Source organism: Burkholderia sp. EMB26, from assembly GCF_024730645.1.
Classification (GTDB): domain Bacteria; phylum Pseudomonadota; class Gammaproteobacteria; order Burkholderiales; family Burkholderiaceae; genus Burkholderia; species Burkholderia cenocepacia.
Genome location: NZ_CP078070.1, coordinates 3,347,010 through 3,371,492, shown reverse-complemented (window position 1 = coordinate 3,371,492; position 24,483 = coordinate 3,347,010). Strand labels below are relative to the sequence as shown.

General features: G+C 68.3%; 26 protein-coding genes. 9 read left to right on the top strand and 17 right to left on the bottom strand.

Features of this window, described 5'->3' with window-relative positions; genetic code table 11:
- Nucleotides 1–106 precede the first annotated feature (106 nt).
- Together KU887_RS15885 and KU887_RS15880 are read left to right on the top strand one after the other, a co-directional pair.
- Nucleotides 107–658 carry a cupin domain-containing protein gene (locus KU887_RS15885; RefSeq protein ID WP_034178391.1) on the top strand — a complete coding sequence of 184 codons (552 nt, stop codon included), beginning with the start codon at nucleotides 107–109 and terminating at the stop codon, nucleotides 656–658.
- An 88-nt stretch (nucleotides 659–746) separates the two neighbouring features.
- A complete protein-coding gene (locus KU887_RS15880) occupies nucleotides 747–2,237 on the top strand; it encodes an aldehyde dehydrogenase (RefSeq protein WP_006488053.1) in 1,491 nt (496 codons plus the stop codon).
- Between the two features lie 58 nt (nucleotides 2,238–2,295).
- Here the strand turns inward: KU887_RS15880 and KU887_RS15875 are convergent, their stop codons facing one another.
- Entirely contained in the window at nucleotides 2,296–2,496 is a 201-nt protein-coding gene (locus KU887_RS15875) for a heavy-metal-associated domain-containing protein (protein ID WP_006477591.1), read from the bottom strand.
- A gap of 330 nt (nucleotides 2,497–2,826) precedes the next feature.
- Between KU887_RS15875 and KU887_RS15870 the strand changes: the two genes are divergently transcribed.
- Both KU887_RS15870 and KU887_RS15865 read left to right on the top strand, forming a co-directional pair.
- Complete coding sequence (locus KU887_RS15870) at nucleotides 2,827–3,159, top strand: cupredoxin domain-containing protein (RefSeq protein WP_006488047.1); 333 nt, start codon at nucleotides 2,827–2,829, stop codon at nucleotides 3,157–3,159.
- 12 nt (nucleotides 3,160–3,171) lie between these two features.
- The gene (locus KU887_RS15865; RefSeq protein WP_258250481.1) at nucleotides 3,172–4,020 is read left to right on the top strand and encodes an FTR1 family protein; all 849 of its coding nucleotides are present in this window, start codon (nucleotides 3,172–3,174) and stop codon (nucleotides 4,018–4,020) included.
- 125 nt (nucleotides 4,021–4,145) lie between these two features.
- Here KU887_RS15865 and KU887_RS15860 read toward each other — a convergent pair whose 3' ends face one another.
- The 9 genes from KU887_RS15860 to KU887_RS15820 form a co-directional block, all read right to left on the bottom strand.
- Nucleotides 4,146–4,364 carry a hypothetical protein gene (locus tag KU887_RS15860; RefSeq protein WP_006477594.1) on the bottom strand — a complete coding sequence of 73 codons (219 nt, stop codon included), beginning with the start codon at nucleotides 4,362–4,364 and terminating at the stop codon, nucleotides 4,146–4,148.
- The gene (locus tag KU887_RS15855; protein ID WP_125332958.1) at nucleotides 4,364–4,864 is read right to left on the bottom strand and encodes a hypothetical protein; all 501 of its coding nucleotides are present in this window, start codon (nucleotides 4,862–4,864) and stop codon (nucleotides 4,364–4,366) included. Before KU887_RS15855 ends, KU887_RS15860 begins: the two co-directional genes overlap by 1 nt.
- Nucleotides 4,865–4,934: 70 nt before the next feature.
- Entirely contained in the window at nucleotides 4,935–5,255 is a 321-nt protein-coding gene (locus KU887_RS15850) for a DNA-binding transcriptional regulator (protein WP_006477596.1), read from the bottom strand.
- A complete protein-coding gene (locus KU887_RS15845) occupies nucleotides 5,248–5,613 on the bottom strand; it encodes a type II toxin-antitoxin system RelE/ParE family toxin (protein WP_258250480.1) in 366 nt (121 codons plus the stop codon). Before KU887_RS15845 ends, KU887_RS15850 begins: the two co-directional genes overlap by 8 nt.
- Before the next feature lie 130 nt (nucleotides 5,614–5,743).
- Complete coding sequence (glmS, locus tag KU887_RS15840; protein ID WP_006495479.1) at nucleotides 5,744–7,561, bottom strand: glutamine--fructose-6-phosphate transaminase (isomerizing); 1,818 nt, start codon at nucleotides 7,559–7,561, stop codon at nucleotides 5,744–5,746.
- A 53-nt stretch (nucleotides 7,562–7,614) separates the two neighbouring features.
- On the bottom strand, nucleotides 7,615–8,976 hold the full coding sequence (glmU, locus tag KU887_RS15835) for a bifunctional UDP-N-acetylglucosamine diphosphorylase/glucosamine-1-phosphate N-acetyltransferase GlmU (protein WP_258250479.1): 1,362 nt from the start codon (nucleotides 8,974–8,976) through the stop codon (nucleotides 7,615–7,617).
- 135 nt (nucleotides 8,977–9,111) lie between these two features.
- Nucleotides 9,112–10,092, bottom strand: a complete 981-nt coding sequence (gene ttcA / locus KU887_RS15830) for a tRNA 2-thiocytidine(32) synthetase TtcA (RefSeq protein ID WP_034178390.1) — start codon at nucleotides 10,090–10,092, stop codon at nucleotides 9,112–9,114.
- The gene (locus KU887_RS15825; protein ID WP_006488695.1) at nucleotides 10,089–10,493 is read right to left on the bottom strand and encodes a dihydroneopterin aldolase; all 405 of its coding nucleotides are present in this window, start codon (nucleotides 10,491–10,493) and stop codon (nucleotides 10,089–10,091) included. The genes ttcA and KU887_RS15825 overlap by 4 nt, the downstream gene beginning before the upstream one ends.
- Nucleotides 10,494–10,568: 75 nt before the next feature.
- Nucleotides 10,569–11,312, bottom strand: coding sequence for an SDR family oxidoreductase (locus KU887_RS15820; protein WP_034201264.1), 744 nt, complete (start codon nucleotides 11,310–11,312; stop codon nucleotides 10,569–10,571).
- A gap of 13 nt (nucleotides 11,313–11,325) precedes the next feature.
- On the opposite strand from KU887_RS15820, the gene KU887_RS15815 reads away from it, so the two are divergent.
- Nucleotides 11,326–12,516, top strand: coding sequence for a class I SAM-dependent methyltransferase (locus KU887_RS15815; protein ID WP_077055833.1), 1,191 nt, complete (start codon nucleotides 11,326–11,328; stop codon nucleotides 12,514–12,516).
- 13 nt (nucleotides 12,517–12,529) lie between these two features.
- The gene (locus KU887_RS15810) at nucleotides 12,530–12,724 is read left to right on the top strand and encodes a DUF2905 domain-containing protein (protein WP_069353162.1); all 195 of its coding nucleotides are present in this window, start codon (nucleotides 12,530–12,532) and stop codon (nucleotides 12,722–12,724) included.
- 54 nt (nucleotides 12,725–12,778) lie between these two features.
- On the opposite strand, the gene KU887_RS15805 is transcribed toward KU887_RS15810, so the two are convergent.
- From KU887_RS15805 to KU887_RS15780, 6 genes are all read right to left on the bottom strand, one after another.
- Entirely contained in the window at nucleotides 12,779–13,000 is a 222-nt protein-coding gene (locus tag KU887_RS15805; RefSeq protein WP_006484657.1) for a hypothetical protein, read from the bottom strand.
- Nucleotides 13,001–13,109: 109 nt separating this feature from the next.
- Nucleotides 13,110–14,018, bottom strand: a complete 909-nt coding sequence (locus tag KU887_RS15800; RefSeq protein ID WP_006495474.1) for a carbohydrate kinase — start codon at nucleotides 14,016–14,018, stop codon at nucleotides 13,110–13,112.
- Nucleotides 14,015–15,295 carry an AGE family epimerase/isomerase gene (locus KU887_RS15795; RefSeq protein ID WP_034201266.1) on the bottom strand — a complete coding sequence of 427 codons (1,281 nt, stop codon included), beginning with the start codon at nucleotides 15,293–15,295 and terminating at the stop codon, nucleotides 14,015–14,017. The genes KU887_RS15800 and KU887_RS15795 overlap by 4 nt, the downstream gene beginning before the upstream one ends.
- Nucleotides 15,292–16,311, bottom strand: a complete 1,020-nt coding sequence (locus KU887_RS15790) for a LacI family DNA-binding transcriptional regulator (protein ID WP_006482178.1) — start codon at nucleotides 16,309–16,311, stop codon at nucleotides 15,292–15,294. Before KU887_RS15790 ends, KU887_RS15795 begins: the two co-directional genes overlap by 4 nt.
- Nucleotides 16,312–16,693: 382 nt before the next feature.
- On the bottom strand, nucleotides 16,694–18,538 hold the full coding sequence (locus KU887_RS15785) for a phosphodiesterase (RefSeq protein ID WP_080322958.1): 1,845 nt from the start codon (nucleotides 18,536–18,538) through the stop codon (nucleotides 16,694–16,696).
- Nucleotides 18,539–18,737: 199 nt separating this feature from the next.
- Complete coding sequence (locus KU887_RS15780) at nucleotides 18,738–19,769, bottom strand: bile acid:sodium symporter family protein (RefSeq protein WP_006482179.1); 1,032 nt, start codon at nucleotides 19,767–19,769, stop codon at nucleotides 18,738–18,740.
- A 354-nt stretch (nucleotides 19,770–20,123) separates the two neighbouring features.
- On the opposite strand from KU887_RS15780, the gene KU887_RS15775 reads away from it, so the two are divergent.
- The 3 genes from KU887_RS15775 (at nucleotide 20,124) to KU887_RS15765 (ending at nucleotide 23,171) form a co-directional block, all read left to right on the top strand.
- The gene (locus KU887_RS15775) at nucleotides 20,124–20,606 is read left to right on the top strand and encodes a hypothetical protein (RefSeq protein ID WP_034201267.1); all 483 of its coding nucleotides are present in this window, start codon (nucleotides 20,124–20,126) and stop codon (nucleotides 20,604–20,606) included.
- Nucleotides 20,607–20,951: 345 nt separating this feature from the next.
- Entirely contained in the window at nucleotides 20,952–22,025 is a 1,074-nt protein-coding gene (locus tag KU887_RS15770) for a porin (RefSeq protein WP_077189585.1), read from the top strand.
- A gap of 183 nt (nucleotides 22,026–22,208) precedes the next feature.
- Nucleotides 22,209–23,171 (top strand): LysR family transcriptional regulator, encoded by a 963-nt coding sequence (locus KU887_RS15765; RefSeq protein ID WP_006488650.1) that lies wholly within the window; start codon nucleotides 22,209–22,211, stop codon nucleotides 23,169–23,171.
- A 115-nt stretch (nucleotides 23,172–23,286) separates the two neighbouring features.
- Here KU887_RS15765 and KU887_RS15760 read toward each other — a convergent pair whose 3' ends face one another.
- Entirely contained in the window at nucleotides 23,287–24,246 is a 960-nt protein-coding gene (locus KU887_RS15760; protein ID WP_062911142.1) for a nitronate monooxygenase family protein, read from the bottom strand.
- Nucleotides 24,247–24,483 lie beyond the last annotated feature (237 nt).

The following is a 24,483-nucleotide window of genomic DNA, read 5'->3' as shown; positions in this document are numbered from 1 at the left end:
GGGTTTTCCCCGCTGATGTGCGGCATAAAGTGATTAGAATATTCAACGGCTGTCCCATGCGTCGTTTCACTTTGTCATCGCACTTATCGTGTCCGAAACCGAATCGATGTCCACCGAAGTCGCCGAGCGCCTGCGTTTCGTGCGCAACAAGCATGGCCTGTCGCAGCGCGAACTCGCGAAACGCGCCGGCGTCACCAACGGCACGATCTCGCTGATCGAACAGGGCCGCGTGAGCCCGTCGGTCGGCTCGCTGAAGAAACTGCTCGAATGCATCCCGATGAGTCTCGCGGAGTTCTTCACGTTCGAGCTCGTCGAATCGCGCGCGGTCGTGTCGCGCCGCGACGAGATGCCGAACCTCGGCAACGAGTCGCTCGCGTTTCAGCTCGTCGGCGCGAACGTGAAGGATCGCAACATGTGCATCCTGCGCGAGACCTACCAGCCGCTGGCCGACACGGGGCCCGAGATGCTGGTGCACGCGGGACACGAGGGCGGCGTCGTCGTGTCGGGCCGGCTCGAGTTGACCGTCGACGGCGCGACGTGGCTGCTCGACCCCGGAGACGGCTACTACTTCGAAAGCCGTTTGCCGCATCGTTTTCGCAATCCCAGCGCGGAACTGATCTGCGAGGTCGTGTCGGCCAATTCGCCGGCGACCTTCTGACCGCGCGTCACCGCATTCGCTGCAGGCCGGCCGCATGCCTCGCGCGCGGCGCGCCGCATCGCGAATGCCACAACATTGAGGCATCCTGATGAACAAGTTGACTTTGGCTGACTGGCAACACAAGGCGGCGTCGCTCGAGATCGAAGGGCGCGCATTCATCGATGGCGCGTCGCGCGACGCACATGGCGGCAGGACGTTCGACTGCGTGAGCCCGATCGACGGCCGCGTGCTGGCGAAGGTCGCCGATTGCGGCGAAGCGGACGTGAACGCGGCCGTCGCGGCAGCCCGCCGCGCATTCGACGCAGGTGTATGGGCCGGCCTGAACCCGCGCGCGCGCAAGGCCGTGCTGCTGCGCTGGGCCGCGCTGATGCGCGAGCATCTCGACGAACTGTCGCTGCTCGAGACGCTCGACGCGGGCAAGCCGATCGGCGACACGACGACGGTCGACGTGCCGGGCGCCGCGTACTGCGTCGAATGGTTCGCCGAGGCGATCGACAAGGTCGGCGGCGAGGTCGCGCCGGCCGATCATCATCTCGTCGGTCTCGTCACGCGCGAGCCGGTCGGCGTGGTGGCCGCCGTCGTGCCGTGGAACTTCCCGATCCTGATGGCCGCATGGAAATTCGGCCCCGCGCTCGCGGCCGGCAACAGCGTCGTGCTGAAACCGTCGGAGAAGTCGCCGCTGACCGCGATCCGCGTCGCGCAGCTCGCGTTCGAGGCCGGCATCCCGGCCGGCGTATTCAACGTCGTGCCGGGCGCGGGCGAACCGGGCAAGCTGCTCGCGTTGCATCGCGACGTCGACTGCATCGCGTTCACGGGCTCGACGGCGGTCGGCAAGCTGATCATGCAGTATGCGGCGCAGTCGAACCTGAAGCGCGCGTGGCTCGAGCTCGGCGGCAAGTCACCGAACATCGTGCTGCCCGACTGTCCCGATCTCGACCGCGCGGCGCAGACGGCGGCCGGCGCGATCTTCTACAACATGGGCGAGATGTGCACGGCTGGCTCGCGGCTGCTCGTGCATCGCGACATCAAGGACGCGTTCATCGAGAAGCTCGTCGCGGCCGCCCGCGCATACGTGCCCGGCAATCCGCTCGATCCGTCGGTGTCGATGGGCGCGATCGTCGACGGCATCCAGCTCGAACGCGTGCTCGGCTATATCGAAGCGGGGCGCGGCGAGGGCAGGCTCGTCACGGGCGGTGCGCGCGTGAACGCGGAAACGGGCGGCTTCTATGTCGAGCCGACGGTGTTCGAGGTGAAGCCCGACGCGAAGATCGCGCGCGAGGAAATCTTCGGGCCCGTGCTGTCGGTGATCGTGTTCGACGACGTCGACGAGGCCGTGCGGATCGCGAACGACACCGAATACGGGCTGGCCGCGGCCGTGTGGACGTCGAACCTGACGACCGCGCACGACGTGTCGCGCCGGCTGCGGGCGGGCACCGTGTGGGTGAACTGCTATGACGAGGGCGGCGACATGAACTTTCCGTTCGGCGGCTACAAGCAGTCGGGCAACGGCCGCGACAAGTCGCTGCACGCGCTCGAGAAGTACACCGAACTGAAGTCGACGCTGATCCGGCTGCGCTGACGCGCGGCCGGGCGCGGGCGTGTCGCCGTCCGGCGACGCGCCTAGCCTTCGGTGCGCGTTACGCGGTGCGCAGCGCGGGATGGAAGCCGGCGGCTTCGATGATCGACTGCACGCGCTCGGCGCCTTGCGCCGAGTCGACCTTGACGATCTTCGCCGCGACGTCGATGTCGAGCTTCGCGGCGGGGTCGGCGGCCGTCACCGCACGCGTGATTGCGTTGGCGCAGCCGCCGCAGGTCATGTCCTGGACTTCGAATTCCATCGTGTTCTCCCGGATGGATGGTTGACGAATACATGCAGCATGAAGCTTGCCATGGTGGGAAGGTCAAGCGCCGCACGCAACGAGGTGTACGGCATCAGCCATTTGTAATGCTGAGGTCTGACGAATCGTGATTCGCGCGCGTGCGTCAGTCCGAATTTTTCCCGATTGACGGCCATCCATTGTCGACGAAATCTGGCGGAGCCTTGCGCGGCAACGGGCGTGTCACGTCGATCGCGTACGATCTCCATGTTCGGAGTAAGGGTACTCCGAGGTGAAAATGCGAATCGATCTTAGTATCGATTCCCTTCGATATTTCCGTTCATTACGCACATGACCCGTTTCGCTATCGGTTTCGCACTGGCCCTGCTGGGCGCCTCGGCCACGTCCGCCTTCGCGGCCGACGACGTCGTCAACCTGACGCTGAAGGACCACAAGTTTTCGCCCGATGGCGTGACGATCCCCGCCGGCAAGAAAGTGAAATTCGTCGTGAAGAACCTCGACGCGACGCCGGCGGAATTCGAGAGCGACGACTTCAAGGCGGAGAAGGTCGTGCCGGCCGGCAAGTCGGTCGAGATCCTGGTCGGGCCGCTGAAGGCCGGGACCTACGAGTTCCACGACGAGTATCACGAAGCGCAGTCGAAGACGCACCTGACCGTCAAGTAAGCCGATACCGACATGCTGTCTACTGCCCTGATCGTCTTTCGTGAAGTGCTCGAGGCCGCGCTGGTGGTCTCGATCGTGATGGCTGCCACGAAGGGCGTGCCGCGGCGCGGCTGGTGGGTGGGCGGCGGGCTGGTCGGCGGCGTGGTCGGCGGCGTGGTCGGCGCCGGCCTGATCGCGGCGTTCGCCGACGTGATCTCGCAATGGGCGTCCGGCATGGGCCAGGAAGTCTTCAACGCGGGCGTGATGTTCGTCGCGACGCTGATGCTCGCGTGGCACTGCATCTGGATGAGCCGGCACGGTCGCGAAATGGCGCTGCACATGGGCGAGGTCGGCCGCGCGGTCGCGGCCGGCAGCCGGCCGCTGACGGGGCTCGCGATCGTGGTCGGCGTCGCGGTGCTGCGCGAGGGCTCCGAGGCCGTGCTGTTCCTGTACGGGATCGCCGCGGGCGATCCGGGCCAGACGCCGCAGATGATCGCCGGCGGGCTGCTCGGCGTGCTCGGCGGTGCGGGGCTCGGCTATGCGATGTACGCGGGCCTGCTGCAGATTCCGTTGAAGCGCCTGTTCTCCGTCACCAACGGGCTGATCGTGCTGCTCGCCGCGGGCATGGCGAGCCAGTGCGTCGGCTTCCTGCTGGCGGCCGGGCTCGTGCCGTCGTGGGGCGATGCGGTCTGGGACACGTCGTGGCTGCTCAAGGAAACGAGCATCGTCGGCAAGGCGCTGCATACGCTGATCGGCTATACCGCGCGCCCGGCGGGGATCCAGATCGCCGCGTACGTCGCGACGCTGGTGGCGATCCTCGTGCTGGCACGGTTCGTCGGCCGGCCGCAGGAGACGGTGAGGCCGCCGCGCGCCGCGGCGTGAGTGTTTCCGGGTTTCCCGGTTCGAATGAAACAAGGGGCGTCATGGACGCCCCTTTTTCATGTGCGGTGCGCGATGCACCTGCGCGGCCTTGCTGACGGCGGCCGCGGATGCGCGCGTTGCGTGCGTCAGCTGTGGTTGTCGATCCACGCGCGCGCCCATTCGAGCCCGGCATCGCGCGCGTCGTCTTCGGTGTCGAACACGCCGAGCACGCCCGACGCCTCGACGAGCCGATTGTTCTGCGTGATCGTGCCGCTTGCCGCGAAGCGCTCGGGCTGCATGATCTCGTCCTGCTGCAGGATCGCGTGGCCCCAGATCTGGTAGCCGTGGTAGGTCTGCGCTTCCATTATCGAGTCACCTCCGCCGCGCGGCCGTGCGTGCCGACCTGCAGCACGTTGCCGTCCGGCGTGTATTGACGCGGGATGTTGGAGAAGGTGGGCGCGTGCGTCGCATCCGGTGCGGCGGGTTGCATCACCGTGAGACGCCCGGGTGCCGGCTGCGCAACCGGGCGCGGCGCGGCCGGCGTGTCGGGCGCGGCGGCGGCCGGGCGGTGCGGGCCGGCCTTCACGGCCTGCGCGACGCGGCGCTTGTGCGGTTTCGCCGCGGCTTTCGGCGTGGTGGCGCTCGCGTGCTTCTCCGCGCTCTTGCCGGTGCGTGCGTCGGCGCTTGTGTGGGCGGCCGGCATACGGGCATCCGGCATACGGGCATCCGGCGTACGGGCGTCCGGCGTACGGGCAGCAGGCTGCCGCGCCTCGGGCGGGTTCCAGACCTCGACATAGTGCTCGGCGGCCCAGCCCGTCGACGCGAACGTCAGCGCCAGCAATCCGCATCCAAACAGTCTTACCATTGTCTCTCCGTCATATTCGTTGCGGCGCGCGTCCGGCCGGGGCCGTGCCTCTGCACTCGGGGAAGCCGGCTCAGGAGAACACCTCGAGCCCGTGTTTCTCGACGATCTGGAGCATGCGCGCGGCGATGCCGCTCGGCCGCTTGTCGCCCTGTTCCCATTGGCGGATCGTCGAGGTCGTCGTGTTCAGGTAGAGCGCGAACACGCTCTGGCTGACGTTGACGGACTTGCGAATGCGGGCGATCGCTTCCGGATCGAACTGCGGGGCGGCTTCGATGCAGAGATCGTCGTATTCCCGCATCGTCTTCTTGTCGATCAGTTGCGCACGATAAAGGCCGGACGCGGCGCTGTGGATCGCCTCCGTTGCGTCGCTCTTGAATCGACTCTTAGCCATTGCACATCTCCACCCACTCTTTCAGGGTAACCAGCGTCGCGATGTCGCTGTCGGTGTGTCGGCCGACATCCGCGGCGAGCTTTCTGAAGGCGCGCAGTTCGCGTGCGTCGATGTTCTCGCGGTCGCATTTCGCGAACAGGAACACGAACACCCACGTGTGCCCGACCTTGCCCAGCACGATCCCGCGCTGCCGATTGCCGCCGAGGCGCTTCTTCCACACGTTGCCGCCGAGATCGAGGCCCTGGCCGCGGGCCAGATCCCGCACCGCGCGGCAGAGTTCGTCATCGGCGATTCCCGCTTTCCCGGCTGCCGTGTGAAACCACTTCGTCTTGAAGACGCGTCGTACGGAAGCAGACATGTCGAGCCGGTCGAGTTAGCACAGGATTATATACCACTACGTGGTACATATTTCGACCTGGCCGAATGGCCGACCTCGCATCCGCATACGGTCGGGACGGTCCGGCGAGGGGCCATCCCGACGTCCGGCCTTACTCCACCGTCACCGATTTCGCGAGGTTGCGCGGCTTGTCGACGTCGGTGCCGCGTGCACACGCGGTGTGATACGCGAGCAGCTGCAGCGGCACGACGTGCAGGATCGGCGACAGTTGGCCGTAGTGCTCCGGCATCCGGATCACGTGCAGGCCGTCGTCGTTGACGATCTGCGTATCGGCATCGGCGAACACGTACAGCTCGCCGCCGCGCGCGCGCACTTCCTGCATGTTCGACTTCAGCTTCTCGAGCAGCGTGTCGTTCGGCGCGACCGTGACGACCGGCATCGCTTCCGTGACGAGCGCGAGCGGCCCATGCTTCAGTTCACCGGCCGGATAGGCCTCGGCGTGGATGTACGAGATTTCCTTCAGCTTCAGCGCGCCTTCGAGCGCGATCGGGTAGTGCAGCCCGCGGCCGAGGAACAGCGCGTTTTCCTTGCGTGCGAATTCCTCCGACCACGCGATGATCTGCGGCTCGAGCGCGAGCACGCTGTTCAGCGCGGCCGGCAGGTGGCGCAGCTCCTTCAGGAATTGCGCTTCCTGCGCGGCGTCGACGTGCCCGCGCAGCTTGCCGAGCGTCGCGGCCAGCACGAACAGCGCGACGAGCTGCGTCGTGAACGCCTTCGTCGACGCGACGCCGATCTCGGTGCCCGCGTGCGTGAGGAACTGCATTTCGGTCAGGCGCACCATCGCGCTCGTCGCGACGTTGCACACCGCGAGCGTATGCGTGTGGCCGAGCGACTGCGCATGCTTGAGCGCCGCGAGCGTATCGGCCGTCTCGCCCGACTGCGAGATCACGAGCACGAGCTGGCGCGGGTTCGGCACCGACTCGCGGTAGCGGTATTCGCTGGCGATCTCGACCTGGGTCGGGATCTTCGCGATCGATTCGAGCCAGTATTTCGCGGTGAGGCCCGAGTAGTAGCTCGTGCCGCACGCGAGGATCAGCAGGCTGTCGATCTCCGCGAACGCGGCGGGGGCCGCATCGCCGAACAGCGTCGCGTCGAAGGCGTCCGTCTGCGGCACGGTGTCGCCGATCGCGCGCGGCTGCTCGAAGATTTCCTTCTGCATGAAGTGGCGATAGGGTCCAAGCTCGACCGCGCCGCCGTACGCGCTGACGACGCGGATTTCGCGCTGCACGGTGGCGCCGTGACGGTCGACGATCGTCACGCCGTCGAGCGACAGCTCGCACACGTCGCCTTCCTCGAGGAACGTGAAGCGGTCGGTGCTGCCGGCGAGCGCGAGCGCATCGGATGCGAGGAAGTTCTCGCCGTCGCCGTGACCGACGACGAGCGGCGAACCCTGGCGCGCGCCGACGACGGTGTGCGGCTGGTCCTTGTGGATCACGGCGATCGCGTAGGCACCGTGCAGCTGCTGCACGGCCTCGCGCACCGCGTCGAACAGGTTGCCGCGATACAGGCTGTGCACGAGGTGCGCGATCACTTCGGTGTCGGTCTGCGACACGAATTCGTAGCCCTTCGCGCGCAGCGTTTCGCGCAGCGGCTCGAAGTTCTCGATGATGCCGTTGTGCACGAGCGCGAGCGCGTTCGACGAGAAGATCGGGTGCGCGTTGTGCGTGACGGGCGCGCCGTGCGTGGCCCAGCGCGTGTGCGCGACTCCCGTCGTGCCTTCGAGGTGCGTCTCGCGAACCTGCGTGTCGAGATCGGCGACGCGTGCGACGCTGCGCGCGCGCTTCGGGGCGCCCGGCTCGAGCACGGCGACGCCGCACGAGTCGTAGCCGCGGTATTCGAGGCGCCGCAGACCTTCGATCAGCACCGGAACGATATTACGTTGCGCAACTGCGCCGACAATGCCGCACATGAATGGTCAATCCTGTAAGTCGACGCGGGCGCCGCGGGGCGCCCGCAAAAGGTTCAGCTCTTCTTCTTGACCGGCCGGACGTAGCCGCTCTTCGCGGTCTGCGTCTTCTCGTTCAACGCGAGGACGCCTTCGGCCACGTCCTTCCAGATCGTCGTGCCGGCGGCGATCGTCACGCCGCGGCCGACCCGCACGGGGGCAACCAGCTGCGTGTCGGAGCCGACGAACACGTCGTCCTCGATCACGGTGCGGAACTTGTTCGCGCCGTCGTAGTTGCAGGTGATCGTGCCAGCGCCGATGTTCACGCGCGCGCCGATGTCGGCGTCGCCGATGTACGTGAGGTGGTTCGCTTTCGAACCGTGACCGATCACCGCGTTCTTCACCTCGACGAAGTTGCCGACGTGCGCTTCGTCCGCGAGCTGCGCGCCGGGGCGCAGCCGCGCGTACGGGCCGATCACGGTGTTCGCGCCGAGCGCGGCGCCGTCGATGTGCGTGAACGCGTCGATGCGCGTGCCGGCGCCGACCGACGCATTGCGGATCACGCAGTTCGCGCCGATCGTCACGTTGTCATCGAGCGTCACGTTGCCTTCGAACACGCAGTTCACGTCGATCGACACGTCGCGCCCGCAGCGCAGCGTGCCGCGCACGTCGATGCGCGCCGGATCGGCGAGCGTGACGCCGTCGACGAGCAGCGCGTCCGCCACGTTGCGCTGGTGAATGCGTTCGAGCTCCGCGAGTTGCGCCTTGCTGTTCACGCCGAGCGTTTCCCATTCCTCGTCGGGCTGCGACGTGACGACCTCGAAGCCGGCCTCGATCGCGAGTTCGACGACGTCGGTCAGGTAGTACTCGCCCTGCGCGTTTTCGTTCTTCAGCGCGCCGAGCCACATCGACAGCTGCGCCGTCGGCGTGACGATGATGCCGGTGTTGATCTCGGCGATCTTCAGCTCTTCCGGCGACGCATCCTTCTGCTCGACGATGCGCGTGACGAAGCCGGACGCGTCGCGCACGATGCGGCCGTAGCCGGTCGGGTCGTCGAGCGTGACGGTCAGGATCCCGTAGCGGCCCTCGCGCGCGGCATCGACGAGACGCTGCAGCGTCGACGCGCGCGTGAGCGGCACGTCGCCGTACAGCACGAGCGTCGGTTGCGCGGGATCGAGCAGCGGCAGCGCCTGGCGGACCGCATGGCCGGTGCCGAGCTGCTCGGCCTGCACCGCGAACTGGACGTCGGGCGCGGCGACCGCGGCCAGGACCTGCTCGGCGCCGTGGCCGACGACGACGACGAGCCGGGACGGCTGCAGTGCGCGCGCGGTGTCGATGACGTGGGAGAGGAGCGGCCTGCCGGCCAGGGGGTGAAGCACTTTCGGCAGCGCGGAACGCATGCGCTTGCCGGTGCCTGCCGCCAAAATCACGATATTCATGGCGCCAGCTTGTCAGAGGAGTTCGAAGCCGTCCATTTTAGCATGCGGCCCCCGCCGTTCCGGGCCTGCCGCGGCGGGCGCGCGACGCCGGAAAGGGCGGCCGGCGCCCGGTTCCGGCGGGTGTTCCGGCCCTGCTTACAGGTCGTCGAACTGGACGATCGAGATCGGTTTGGACGCGCCCGGCGTCGCGGTGTCGTCGCCCGATGCGCACGGTTCCTCGTCGAACGCGATGTCGCCCTGCGGGTCGGCTTCGCCCGTCGCGCGCAGCGACTGGAACGGGTACAGCGTCGTGTCCATCAGGTGCGACGGCACGACCTTCGCGAGCGCGTTGAACATGTTGTCGACGCGGCCCGGGAAGCGCTTGTCCCAGTCGCGGATCAGCGCCTTCATTTCCGCGCGCTTCAGGTTCGGCTGGCTGCCGCACAGGTTGCACGGGATGATCGGGAATTCGCGCAACTCCGCGTATTTCTCGAGATCGGTTTCCTTCACGTACGCGAGCGGGCGGATCACGATGTTCTTGCCGTCGTCCGACTGCAGCTTCGGCGGCATTCCCTTCAGCTTGCCGCCGTAGAACATGTTCAGCAGCAGCGTCTGCACGATGTCGTCGCGGTGATGGCCGAGCGCGATCTTGGTCGCGCCGAGCTCGCCGGCCACGCGGTACAGGATCCCGCGGCGCAGCCGCGAGCACAGCGAGCAGGTCGTCTTGCCTTCGGGCACGAGCCGCTTGACGATGCTGTAGGTGTCCTGGTTCTCGATGTGGAACGGCACGCCGACCTGCTTCAGGTATTCGGGCAGCACGTGCTCGGGGAAGCCCGGCTGCTTCTGGTCGAGGTTCACCGCGACGATGTCGAAGTCGATCGGCGCGCGCTCGCGCAGGCGCAGCAGCACGTCGAGCATCGCGTAGCTGTCCTTGCCGCCCGACAGGCACACCATCACCTTGTCGCCCTGCTCGATCATGTTGTAGTCGCCGATCGCCTGGCCGACCTGGCGCACGATCCGCTTGAACAGCTTGTTGTTCTCGTACGCTTCCTTCTGCTCGCGGCGCGTCAGCGCGGGGCGGCCGGTTTCGGCGGTCGTGGCGTCGGCCGCCGTGTCGTTCATGTGGGGGGCGTTCATGCGCGCTCCTCGTCCTTGATGCGAAAGACTTCGACGCCGACGGCGTCGCAGTCCGGATAGGCGTCCGGTTTCTCGGTACGGACGCGTACCGCGCGCACGGCATCGTGCGCCAGCAGGTGCGCGGCGATCGAATCGCACAGCGTCTCCTGCAGGTGGATGTGGCCGCGCGCCACGCATTGCGCGACGCTCTGCTTCATCAGATCGTAGTCGACGACTTCGTGCAGCCGGTCGTCGACCGGGGTGGACAGCGCGAGCGGCACGAACAAGTCGACGTTGATGACGACGCGCTGCTCGCCGCGCTTCTCGTGTTCGAAGGCCCCGATGTTGATGTGCACCTCGTAGTCGCGCAGGTAGAGCCTGCGGCAATCCGCGAGGCGGGGGTGCAGGAGAGCGGAAAACATGGTCGTCCCAGTCAAATTGGCGTGCGCGCACGCAAAGCGGCGCGGGCGGCGGCGGTCAGGCCGCGCCCGCGCGGTTCATTCATTCGGGCCGGCGGCCGGCGGCACCAGGTGCTCGCCGCCGTCGACGGTCAGCGTCGCGCCCGTGACGCCGGGCGCGCTCGCGAGATAGCACGCGGCCGCCGCGATGTCGTCCGCGTGCGGCGCGTGGCCGCGCACGAGCGCCGCGACCCGCACCTTCGGTGCGAGCGCCAGCGCGAGCGCCGACGTCGCGCGGTTCAACGCGGCCTGCATCAGCGCGTGCGACAGCTGCGCCGGTGCGGGGTGAAACAGCGCCTGATCCAGTACGTGGATCGCGCACGCGCGCAGCGCTTCGTGCTCGCGCGCGGCGTCGGGCGTCGCATCGGCGAGTGCGCGGGCCAGCGCGAGCGGCGCGGTCACGTTGCGCGCGAGCGCGGCGGCGAGCGACGCGCCGTCCACCGTGTGCGCGTCGTCGGCGCCTGCGCTGGCGCTGACGAACACCGCGCATGCGGGCCGGCCGAGCGCTTCGCCGCACGCGGCGACGAGGGCCGCGGCATTGGCCTCCAGGGCCAGATCGGCGTCGAGCACGGCCGCGCGGCGGCCGAGCGCCGCGACTTCGGCGACGAGCGCGTCGGCGGCCGCGCGCGGCGCGCCGTGGCTGCGCTGCAGCGCGACGTCCCAGCCGCGGCGGGCGAAGCCCGTCGCGAGCGCACGGCCGATCGACGCGGCGTCGGCCGCGCTGCCCAGGGCGCCCGTGACGAGCACCACGCGTGGGGTCGACGTATCGGCTGAAACGGTCATTTACAATGCCGGGATGAACCCGAAAGCTCACGAACCCGCTAGTTTACCTGCTCCCGGCCCTGACGCGCTCGCGCAGTCCGAAACCCTTGCCGCGCAACTGCGCGACGAGATCGCGGCGGCCGGCGGCTGGCTGCCGTTCGACCGTTTCATGGAGCGCGCGCTGTATGCGCCGGGCCTCGGTTACTACAGCGGCGGCGCGCGCAAGTTCGGGCGCCGCGCCGACGACGGCAGCGACTTCGTCACCGCCCCCGAACTGTCGCCGCTGTTCGCGCAGACGCTCGCGCAACCGGTGGCCGAGGCGCTCGCGGCGAGCGGCACGCGCCGCGTGATGGAATTCGGCGCCGGCACGGGCAAGCTCGCGGCCGGGCTGCTCGCGGCGCTCGACGCGCCGGGCGTCGAGCTCGACGAATACCTGATCGTCGACCTGTCCGGCGAGCTGCGCGAACGGCAGCGCGACACGATCGAAGCCGCGGTGCCGGCGCTGGCCGCCAAGGTGCGCTGGCTCGACGCGCTGCCCGAGCGGTTCGACGGCGTCGTGGTCGGCAACGAGGTGCTCGATGCGATGCCGGTGCGGCTGTTCGCGAAGGCGGATGGCGCATGGCGCGAGCGCGGCGTCGCGCTCGACGCGCGGCACGCGTTCGTGTTCGACGACCGGCCGGTCGGCGCGGCCGGCCTGCCGGCGGTGCTCGCGGCGCTCGACGTCGGCGACGGCTACGTGACCGAAACGCACGAGGCGGCGCTCGCGTTCACGCGCACCGTCTGCACGATGCTCGGCCGCGGCGCGGTGCTGCTGGTCGACTACGGTTTCCCCGCGCACGAGTACTACCACCCGCAGCGCGACCGCGGCACGCTGATGTGCCACTACCGCCATCACGCGCACGACGACCCGTTCGTGTACCCGGGCCTGCAGGACATCACCGCGCACGTCGAATTCACCGGCATCTACGAGGCCGCGATCGCCGCCGGCGCCGAGCTGCTCGGCTATACGTCTCAGGCGCGCTTCCTGTTGAACGCGGGCATCACCGACGCGCTGGCCGCGATCGATCCGTCCGACATCCACGCCTTCCTGCCGGCCGCGAACGCGGTGCAGAAGCTGATCTCGGAAGCCGAGATGGGCGAGTTGTTCAAGGTGATCGCGTTTTCGCGCGGGATCGACGGCACGCTCGACGCGTTCGCGCGCGGCGACCGCTCGCACGCGCTCTGACGAGGCATCCCTCATGTTGCGCTGGCTGATGGCGTCGTTTGTCGCGGTGATGATCCTGATGCGCTGCTGGCCGTGGCTCGGCAAGCTCGGCATCGGCCGGATGCCGGGCGACGTCACGCTGACGCTCGGCGGGCGGCGCTACCCGTTCCCGTTCATGTCGACGCTGGTGCTGACGATGCTGGTATCGATGGTGGCGCGGCTGCTCTGAGCCGCAGGCGGCGCGTCGCGGCCGGGCCGCGACGCGCGCATGACGGCTCGCGCCTTACAGTTCGATTTCGCCGAGAATCCGGTGCGCGAGCGCCTTCGCTTCCTCGAACGCTTCTTCCTCGCTCGAACTCGTCGTGTGAACGTCGTAGCGCATGTTCTCCGTCTCGTCGCCGTCGTCCCGCGCGAGGATCACGTAGCCCTGAAACTCGCCGTTGTCCGCGCGGTGCGTATGCGCCTTGGCCGTATAGATGCCTTTGGTGAACGTGTTCGTGTCCATCGTGCCTCTCCCGCAATAGGACGCTTCATCGTAGCACTGCGGCGCAGCATGGTGAGTGCGGTTTATCGGTGACCGATCAGCGACCGGTCACCGTTCCTTCAACGTCCCTTCAACCTTCGAGCAGCGCGACGACCTCGTCGAGCGTCGGCGCGTGCGCGCCCGTGTGCCGGCACGCGGCGGCGCCGGCCGCCAGTGCGAACGCGAGATGCTCGCGCCAGCCGCGCTGCGGCGCGGCCATCAGGCTGAACAGCAGCCCGCCGATCGACGCGTCGCCCGCGCCGACCGTGTCGGCCACCTCGACGCGCGGCGGGCTGGCTTCGTGCACGTCGCCGTCCGCGTAGAGCGTCGCCGCCTGCGCGCCGCGCGTGACCAGCACGGCCGCCCGCGGATTCAGCGCGCGCACCGCCGCGATCGCGTCGGGGCCGTCGCCGCCGAACAGGTGCCGCAGGTCCTCGTCGGACACCTTGATCAGGTCGGCGAGGGCGGCCATCTTCTCGAGCGTCGGCCGGTACGCGGCCGTCATCAGGTTCCGGCAGTTCGGATCGAAGCTGATCTTCACGCCGCGCGCGTGCAGGTCGGCCGCGAGCGCGGCCAGCGTGCCCGCGAGCGGTTCGCGCACGAGGCTGATGCAGCCGAAATGCGCCCATTTCACGTGTTCGGTCCAGCCGGCCGGCAGCCGGGCGGGATCGAATGCGAGGTCGGCGCTCGCTTCGCCGATGAAGAAGTACGCGGGCGGGCGCGTCTCGTGGACGATCGCGAGCAACGGCGGCCGCGCGACACGCTGCAGGAAGCGCAGGTCGAGCCCGGCCGCTTCGCTCGTGTGCCACAGCACGTCGGAGAAGCAGTCTTCGCCGATCGCGCCGGCGAGCGCGCTCGGCACGCCGAGCCGCGCGACCGCGCGCGCGACGTTCCAGCCGGCGCCGCCCGGCACCGACGTCCACTGCGCATCGCCCGCGCGCACCATGTCGGTCAGGATGTCGCCCGCCGACACGAAAGCCGGAAACGTGCCGCCGCTCATTGCGTCGGCTCGCTGCGTTGCGCGCGCGCGAGGGTCGCGAGCACGTCGTAGCAGGCGCCCATCGTGTGATAGTCGGTCTTGCCGGCCGGGCTTTTCTCGTCGCTGTACTTGCGGTTGTCGCAGGTGAGGATTCGATACCACGCGCCGTAGCGGTGATCGACGAAATGCGCCCAGCTGTAGCGCCAGATCTCGTCGTACCAGTCCCAGAAGCGTTCGCTGCCGGTGCGCGCGCCGAGCATCGCGGCCGCCGCGAAGGTTTCCGCCTGCACCCAGAAATACTTGTTGTGGTCGCAGATCGTGAAGTCGGGGCCGAAGCCGTAGTACAGGCCGCCGTGATCGGCGTCCCACGCGTGCGTGAGCGCCGCGTCGAACAGCTCGGCCGCGCGCGGCGCGAGCCAGTCGAGCGGGCGGTGCCGCTCGAGGATCAGCAGCAGCTTCGCCCATTCGGTCTGGTGCCCGGGCTGGAAGCCCCACGGACGGAAGATGTTCGAGCTGTCTTCCTTGTTGTAGTCCCAGTCGATCGACCAGTCCGCATGGTAGTGCTCCCACACGAGGCCGCCCGACAGCGCGGCCTGGCGCTGCGTGATGTGGGTGGCGAGCTTTTCCGCGCGATCGAGGTACGTGAGGTGGCCGGTCGCCTCGTACGCGGCGAGCAGCGCTTCCGTCATGTGCATGTTCGCGTTCTGGCCGCGATACGACGACACGTTCCAGTTCGCCGTCGCGTCGTCCGCATACAGGCCCGCGGCCGCATCCCAGAAGCGGTGCTCGGCGAGTTCGTAGGTGGCGGCGATCAGCGGGCGTGCTTCGTCGATGCCGGCCATCGTCGCGTGCGCGGCCGCGAGCAGCACGAACGCGAGCCCGTAGCAGTGGCGCGTGCCGTCGAGCGTCGCGCGCTTCGCGCCGTCGCGCCAGTCGAGTTCCCAGTCGTAGCCCTGCAGCGTGTCGTCCCAGTGCGCGTCGCGCAGGAAGCGCAGCCCGTGGCGCGCGTAGTCGAGGTGACGCGGATCACCGAAATGGCGGTACGCCATCGCGTAGTTGAAGACGAACCGGCAGCTGCTGACGAGGTGGCGCGACGTGCGGTTGTAGATGCTGCCGTCGTCGCGGAAGTAATGGTAGAAGCCGCCCGTCGGGTCGAAGGCGTGGGTCGCGTAGAAGCGCAGCGTGTCTTCGATGTGCGACAGCAGGAACGACGGATCGCGAAAGCTCGCGACGAACGGTGCGGCTTGCGTGTGGGCGGCCGGCGCGGCCGTGCAGGGTTGGACCGGAGGCATGTTCATGATTCGGTGGCCGTTACGGTATCGAGTGCCGGGGAGCCGGCGGGCTGGCTGCTGGCCCGCACGATCAGCTCGACGGGCAGGGAAATCTCGGTGCGCTCGGGCGCTTCGGCGAGCAGCAGCTCGACGCCGCGGCGGCCGAGCGCTTCCTTGTCGACCGCGAGCGTCGTGAGCGGCGGGCTCGCGTGCGCGGCGGCCGGGATGTTGTCGAAGCCGACGATCGCGATGTCGTCCGGAATCCGCAGGCCGCGCGCGGTGCACACGCGCTGCGCGGCCAGCGCGGCCGCGTCGTTGTACGCGAACACGGCTTCGGGGCGCGGGCCCGGCGCGTCGAGCAGTTGCTCCATCGCGCGCGCGGCGCCCGTGTCCGGGTCGAGCCCCGCGTCGATCGTCACTTCGTAGGCGGGATCGAACAGCCGCCCGGCTTCGAAGAACGCGCGCCGGTAGCCGATCGCGCGCTGCGCGATGCTGTAGTGCGCGGGCGAGCCGCCGATGAAGGCGATCCGCGAGCGGCCGGTGGCGAGCAGGTGGCGCATCGCGAGCGCCGCGCCCGTCGCGTTGTCGATGTTGACCGAGCGCAACCCGGGCGCCCACAGGTCGATCAGCACGAGCGGCCGGCCGGTGGCGGCGAGCGCCTCGATCGTCTCGGGCTCGATGAAGCCGGCCACCGCGATCGCGTCGGGCGCGTGCGGACGCATCTGGCGCAGCACGTCGTCGTTCGGGCCGACCGTGAGCAGCGTCGGCACGATGCCGCGCTCGCGGCAGGCGTCCTCGACGCCGTGCAGCACGTGCGAGAAGAACGGGCTGGCCGGAAAGCGGTTGTGCTGGCGGTGCAGCAGGAAGGTGAGCCGGCGGATGCGCGGCCGCAACTGCGCGGGATCGTAGCCGAGCTGCTGCGCGATCTCGACGATGCGCGCACGCGTCGCTTCGGACAGGCCCGGCTGGTTTTTCAGCGCGCGGGAGACGGTGCCGATCGAGACCTCTGCCGCCCGCGCCACATCGCGAATGGTCGTACCCATCGTTCGGGGTCCGGTTTGTTTAGGGTGAAAGCGATTGTATAGTAAAACACATCGCCGAATTCGGGCCGGATAACCGGGGAATACCCGAAAATAACGGGTTTTTAAGCGCTAATCTGCGAAAACGCCGTTACTAAAAATACTAAACAAAACGCGAAAAAGGCAAGGTGCGTGTGCGGGTATCGGGCGGCATCGACGGTGCCGCGGGAAACAGCGGAAGGAGCGCGGGCCGGCGGCGCGCATGAAGGCGTGCTGCCCCGTGGACTTCGCGCGCGACGATGAGGGCCGGCGGCGCAACCGCCGAACCTTGCGTCGCACCGGCATCGGTTTCCTCGCACGGTGCGCAGGCGTCTAGCTGTTCCGTGCGTCCGCGGCAGCGCGCGGTTCAGCCTGCCGCCACCGCCACGGCCGGCGGTTCGCCGCGATGGCGCAGCGCGGCGCGGCCGGCATCGAGATCGACGACCGCGAGCCCGTCCGGCTGCTGCTTCGCCCGCCGCTTCGCGAGCGCCGCGACCGACGCGATCTCGTCGCTGCCGTAGCGTTTGGCGCCGTGCGCGCCGGCCGGCACGCCGACCGCGCCGATCGCCATCGTCACGAAGCCGAAGAACGCCGGGTTGCCGTGGCGATCCTCGCCGCGCAGCCCGCCCGCCTGCCGGTCGGCCTGCGTGTAGAAGAGCTGCGCGCCGTCGTTGAAGCGCGCGATCGCGTCGGCGGCGCGCTCGCGCCAGTCGTCGCGCTGGAACAGCACGAGGAAATCGTCGCCGCCGACGTGGCCGAGAAAGTCGCGCTGCGGGTCGCACACGCCGGCCAGCACCGTCGCGGCGAATTTCAGCACTTCGTCGCCCTGCCAGTAGCCGTACTGGTCGTTGAACGGCTTGAACTGGTTCAGGTCGACGTAGCACGCATGAAAGCCGGCGTCGCGCTGGAGCAGGCGGTCGATGTGCGCGCTGATCGGGATGTTGCCGGGCAGGAACGTCAGCGGATTCGCGTAGCGCGCGGCCTCGATGCGCATCTCGGTCACCGCGCGCACGAGGCTCTCGCCGGTGCCGAGCCCGACATAGCGGCCGTGGTCGGTGATCACGAAGCCGTCCGCGAGATAGCGCTGGTCGTGGCTCGCGAGCAGCATCGCGAGCTGCTCGAAGGTGGTCGCGACGTCGATCATCAGCGGCGCATCGTTCGCGAACTGCAGGCACGGCTTCTTGCCGAACACCTCGCGGTGATACGGCAGCGCGAAGCGGTCGATGAAGCCGCGCCGATTCACGAGCGCGACCGGCCGCCCGCGTTCCACGAGCGCGACCGCGTGCAGGTCGGGCATCCGGTTGAACAGCTCGAGCACGTCGTTGCTGGTCGCGTCGCGCGGCAGCGCCGGGGCGGGTACGAGCATCTTCCCGGCGATCGTGCCGGCCGGCCGCACCGCGCGCGTCACGCCGGGAAACACCGCGATGTGCGGCGCGCGGATCGCGTCGCGCGCGGCCGGCGCGACCACCCGCGACGGCTGCGCGTTCGGCCGGCCGAGCAGGAAGCCCTGCACGCAGCAGATGCCCATGTCGCGCACGACGATCAGGTCGCATTCGTTCTCGATGCCTTCCGCGATCAGCTGCGCGCCGCTCGCCTGCGCGAAGTGCTGCATCGCCTTCACCGCTTCGAACTTGAGCGGGTCGCGCGCGATGTCGTGGATGAAGAAACGGTCGATCTTCACGACGTCCGGATGCAGGCGCAGCCACAGGTTCATGCTCGCGTTCGCGGTGCCGTAGTCGTCGAGCGCGAACTGGATGCCGGCGTCGCGCAGCGACGCGACCGCCGGCCCGATGTGCGCGACGTCGGGAATCGCGTTCTGCTCGGTGAGCTCTATCACGATGCGCTCGGCGCCGACGCGCGCACGGCCGAGAAACTGGCGGGTGCGCTCGCGTTCGCTGGCGAGCGTGAGGATCGTGCCCGCGCTGAAATTGAGGAACAGCTTGCCGTCGCAGCCGAGCGCCGCGAACGCGTCGAGGCAGGTGAGCGCGGCGGCCCGTTCGAGCGCGATGGTTTCGCCTTCGCGCGCGGCCTGCGCGAACAGCGCGGCGGGTGGTTCGAGGTCGGTGCCGCGCGGGCCGCGGATCAGCCCCTCGTAACCGACGACCGTCCCCGACCCGAGGTCGACGATCGGCTGGAACACGGCGGCGAGCGCGCGATCCGCGATCAGGCGCGTGGTGCGGGCGACAGCGGAATCGGAGGGAAGCGCGGGCATGGGCGAGGGCAGCCGAATCGACGGGACGCCCGACTTAACGGCATCGCTCGCGGAGAATTGAATGAAGATTTCGTGACGCGATGGGCGTTGTTGGTGCATCGCGCTGCGAGCGCGTTGGGGTGTGGCTGGAAGGGGCGGAAGGCAGGAGGCAGGAGGCAGGAGGCCGCCAGCGGCGGCCATCCGGCCCCCCGGAGACACGTCAGCGCTTGCCGGTACTCAACGCGCCCGACGTGGCCGTCGCATCACCCTCGTCCTGCTCGCCGCTCGTGTCGCGCGCGCCCCAGCGCTGCGCGAGCGCCGCGCACGCCATCAGCTGGATCTGATGGAACAGCATCAGCGGCAGCACGATCGCGCCGACCGCGTTCGCCGAGAAGATCACCTTCGCCATCGGCACGCCGGCCGCGAGGCTCTTCTTCGAGCCGCAGAAGATGATCGTGATCTGGTCGGCTCGGTTGAAGCCGAGCCGCTTGCTGACGAACGCGGTCAGCAGCAGCGCGATCGCGAGCAGCACGAGGTTGACGGCCAGCAGCCCGCCGAGCGCGCGCGGCGGAATCTGGTGCCACAGCCCCTCGTTGACGGCCTCGCTGAACGCGACGTAGACGACCAGCAGGATCGAACCCTGGTCGACGAAGCGCAGCACGCCGCGATTGCGGTCGATCCAGCCGCCGATCACGGGCCGCAGCAACTGGCCGGCGATGAACGGCACGAGCAACTGCATCACGATGCTGCCGACGGTGCTCCACGGCGACGCGGCGGCGGCCGATTGCGACGTGATCATCAGCCCGACGAGCGCCGGCGTGACGAAGATCCCGAGCAGGCTCGACGCGGATGCCGCGCACACGGCGGCCGGCACGTTGCCCTTCGCGATCGACGTGAACGCGATCGACGACTGGACCGTCGACGGCAGCGTGCACAGGAACAGCACGCCCGCATACAGCGTCGGCGTGACGAGCGGCTGCAGCACGGGCTTCAGCGCGAGGCCGAGCAGCGGGAACAGCGCGAACGTGCTGAGCAGCACGACCGCGTGCAGCCGCCAGTGGGTCGCGCCGGCGACGACGGCTTCGCGCGACAGTTTCGCGCCGTGCAGGAAAAACAGCAGGCCGACCGCGATGTTGGTCGCCCAGTTGAACGCATGGGCGGCCGGGCCGCGGCAGGGCAGCAGGCTCGCGAGCACGACGGTGCCGACCAGCGCGAGCGTGAAGTTGTCGGGAAGAAAACGGGGACGGGCCATCGGGAACTCGATTCGGAAACAGCACGGGCGGCAAAGGCGCGCGTCGCGCGCGCGGATGGCGTCATTGTCCCGGTTGGCGATTCACTACACAAATTCATTGTGTGAATCGATTGATGAATCCGTTGCATGCAATGGCGTCCGCCACACCTGTCCGGCCCCCGCAAAACGGCAGAAGAATGTTCTGCCGCGATCGCGCCCCGAAGTGAAAAAACCTAGCAGTAACATGGTGTTACACCGATGCCGGCGACATAACACTTTTTGGCTCGACACACTTTCCGCCCGCTCATAAATTACTGCTGAAAGCCTTGGGTCGGCCGAAAGGAGCCGACGGCGGGCGTCGATGGGCACGGAACGATGACGGAACGGGTGAAACGGAAGATCGGACGATGGGTGGCAGGCGTGCTCGGCACGCTGCTGATGCCGCTCGCGCTCGCCCAGCCGCCCCATGGCGGTCACGGGTTCGGCGGCCACGGCTTCGGTGGCGGCGACATGCGCGCGTACGGCCAGGCGGCCGCCGGCGGTCCCGTCTGGCGCCGCGCCGCGCCGCCTGCCGGCGTACGTCCCGGCGGCGTCAGCGGCTCCGGCTCCCGCTGGGGGCTGCGCCCGACGCCGTCGTACGGCCACTACGCCGCGCAAAGCCCGTATCGGCCGATCAGCGCCGAGGTCCGCCAGATGCCGCGCCCGCCGGGCGGCGGCAACGTCCCGCTGCGCGCCGGTTCGATCCGCGCCGACGTCGCCCGCTACAACGAGGAGCGCGGCGGTCGTCCGATGCCGCCGCCCCGCTCGCAGGAAGAGCCTGCGCACTCGCCGTTTTTCTCCCCGTTCTACCGAAACTGAGCGCCCCGGCGCGCGTCCCCCCGCCGGCTGATGCGAATTCGCCACAGTCGCGCGCAGATTTCCGCTGATTTTCCCGCCGCATTGCGCTATCTTTCGCGCCCGGCACGCGCATGCCACGCCGCCGCCCGCCCGTGCGACCGCGTTCGCGCCGGGCCGCCGCCGTGCATCCGGCCATGGATACGTTCCGCGAAGTTAAGGCTGGCGCTATACCAGCAATAAGTGTGCGCAATTTTGACCGGACGAATGATCCGTAAAGATGGCTGCGCCCCATACGACGCAAGCACTCGGCTCCAAAAAACAACGCTCGCGCCACTTATCGACTATTCGACAAAACCTGGAGATCCCATGAAAGCATTCGCTCGCCGTGCGTCGCGCACGTCCGTCAAGCTGATCGCCGCAGCCGCCTGCGTGGCGGCCGCCCCCGTCCATGCGCAGTCGAGCGTCTCGCTCTACGGTCAGGTCGACGAATGGGTCGGCGCCACCAAGTTCCCGGGCGGCAATCGTGCGTGGAACGTGTCGGGTGGCGGCATGTCGACGTCGTACTGGGGCCTGCACGGCGCGGAGGACCTCGGCGGCGGCTACAAGGCGATCTTCACGATGGAGAGCTTCTTCCGCGCGCAGAACGGCCAGTACGGCCGCTTCCAGGGCGACACGTTCTTCGCGCGCAACGCGTACGTCGGCATCAGCTCGCCGTACGGCACGGTGACGGCAGGCCGCCTGACGACGCACCTGTTCCTGTCGACGATCCTGTTCAACCCGTTCTACGACTCGTACACCTTCTCGCCGATGGTGTACCACGTGTTCCTCGGCCTCGGCACGTTCCCGACCTATCCGAGCGACCAGGGCGCGGTCGGCGATTCGGGCTGGAACAACGCGCTGTCGTACACGTCGCCTTCGTTCGGTGGCCTGAATTTCGGCGCGATGTACGCACTCGGCAACCAGGCCGGCGACAACCGTTCGAAGAAGTGGAGCGCGCAGTTCAACTATGCGAACGGCCCGTTCGCGGCGACCGCCGTCTATCAGTACGTGAACTTCAACAACGGCCCGCAGGATCTGAGCGCGCTCGTGACCGGCATGAAGAGCCAGGGCATCGCGCTGGTCGGCGCGACCTACGACCTGAAGCTCGTGAAGCTGTTCGGCCAGTACATGTACACGAAGAACGACCAGGTCGCGGGCAGCTGGCACGTGAACACCGCGCAGGGCGGCGTGTCGGTGCCGCTCGGCGTGGGCAACGCGATGGCGTCGTATGCGTACTCGCGCGACGCGGGCGGCCTCGACCAGACGCGCCAGACCTGGGCCGTCGGCTACGACTATCCGCTGTCCAAGCGCACCGACGTCTACGCGGCCTACATGAACGACCACATCAGCGGCCTGTCGACCGGCAACACGTTCGGCGCAGGCATCCGCGCGAAGTTCTGACGCGCACGCGCGATCGGCGCGCCGGCCGCGCGCGTCAATCGCGCGTTTTGGCTGCATGTTTTCCCGCCCGAAACGGCGCCGCCACCCGCGGCGCCGTTTTGCCTTTCTTGACCTTTCTGTTTCCTCGCCTTTGTTACCCTATCTCGTAATTGGTTGATTCCCCCGGGATTGCGAGCTAGTTCGATGGATACCCTCGTCAGCATGAATGTGTTTCGCTACGTCGTCGAAGTGGGCAGCTTCGTCGGCGCGGCGGAGCGCATGCAGATGTCGGCGGCGATGGCGAGCAAGCACGTGATGCACCTCGAGCAGCAGCTCGGCGCGCGGCTGCTGCATCGCACGACACGACGCGTCGCGCCCACCGAGGCCGGACGTGAATACTATGAGCGCCTCGTGCAGGCGCTGTCCGAACTCGACGAAGCCGGTCAGGCCGTCGGCGCCGCGAGCGTGGTGCCGCAGGGCCGGCTGCGCGTGACGTCGCTGTCCGCGTTCGGGCTGCGGCACGTGATGCAGGCCGTCACCGATTACGCGGGTCGGTTCCCGGACGTGACGGTCGACATGACGCTCTCCGATCGCGTGGTCGACCTGATCGAGGAGGGCTACGACGTCGCGGTGCGCGCGGCGCCGAACGGCCTGAAATCGTCGTCGCTGGTCGCGCGCCAGATCGCGACCGCGCACATCCTGCTGGTCGCGTCGCCCGAGTATCTCGAGAAGCGTGGCACGCCGCAGACGATCGCCGACCTCGCGAACCACAACTACCTGCGGCGCGATTCGAATTCGACGATGCTCGATTCGCTGGTGATCGACGCGGCCGCCGCGTCGCGCGTGAGCCTGAACGGCAACCTGATCGTGAACCATCTCGAAGGGCTGCGCGCGGCCGTGCTCGCCGGCGCGGGCATCGCGCTGCTCGGCACCGAAGTCGTCGGCGACGACATCGAGTCGGGCCGGCTCGTGCCGGTGCTGCTCGATTCGGTGCCGCCGCACGAGGCGCCGATCTACGCGGTGTACGCGAGCCGTCGTCACGTGTCCGCGAAGGTGCGCTCGTTCGTCGACTTCCTGGCTGCGCGCTTCGAAGGGCAGTCGTTGTGCCCGTCCATCGAAGCGCGTCTGCGCGTGCTGCCGATCACGCGGATGAAGCGCGCGGTCTGACCCGCATCGTCCGCCGCGGCGGGGCAATAAAAAAAGCGCGAACCGCTGCGGTTCGCGCTTTTTGCCTGGCTCGACGATTTCGCGTCGATGGCGGCCGCGATGGCCGCCGCCTCCGTCAGCGCGGGATGCCGAGCCGCGCCTTCGCGTCGTCGTATTCGCGCTTGAGCCGCTCGACGAGCGCACCCACGCTCGGCAGGTCGTCCATCAGGCCGACGCCCTGGCCCGCACCCCAGATGTCCTTCCACGCCTTCGTCTTGTCGCTGCCGAAATTCATCTTGGTCTTGTCGGATTCCGGCAGCGCGTCCGGATCGAGGCCGGCCTTCTCGATGCTCTCGCGGATGTAGTTGCCGTGCACGCCCGTGAAGAGGTTCGTGTAGATGATGTCCGACGATTTCGCGTTCAGGATCGCGTGCTTGTAGTCGTCGATCGCGTGCGCTTCCTGCGTCGCGATGAAACGCGTGCCCATGTACGCGAAGTCGGCGCCCATCGCTTGCGCGGCGAGGATCGAGCCGCCGTTCGCGATCGAGCCGGACAGCACGATCGGACCGTCGAAGATCTTGCGGACTTCGCCGACCAGCGCGAACGGCGACGTCGTGCCCGCGTGGCCGCCGGCGCCGGCCGCGACGAGGATCAGCCCGTCGACGCCCGCTTCGAGCGCCTTCTGCGCGTGGCGCAGGTTGATCACGTCGTGCAGCACGATGCCGCCGTAGCTGTGCACCGCATCGACGATCTCGCGCGCCGGTGCGCGCAGGCTCGTGATGAAGATCGGCACCTTGTGCTCGACGCACACGCGCACGTCGTGTTCGAGCCGCGCGTTCGACTGGTGGACGATCTGGTTGACCGCGATCGGGCCGATCACCGCATCGGGATGTTTCGCCTTGTGGTCGGCGAGTTCCGACTGGATCTGCGTGAGCCACTCGTTGAGCAGTTCGGCCGGGCGCGCGTTGAGCGCGGGGAACGAGCCGACGATGCCCGCCTTGCATTGCGCGAGCACGAGTTCGGGGTAGCTGACGATGAACATCGGCGACGCGATGACGGGGAGCGTCAGGTTCTGCAGGACGGTGGGCAATGCCATGTGATGTCTCCAGTCTCCGGGGGCGTTGCGGTCGGACGGTGATTCGAGTGTAGCTGTGGAATGCGTTCGTTCATATTAATACGAACGGTCGTGCGATTCTACGCGAGCTTAACAAACTGCGCGGTGTGCCGGCAATCGAGTGAGTGTTCTCTTTCTATGGTTTCGGGTGCTTACCCCGCTGTGAAGACGCGCCGGCGCTCCTAAAATAGCCGCCATAACAAACCAACGAGAAACAAA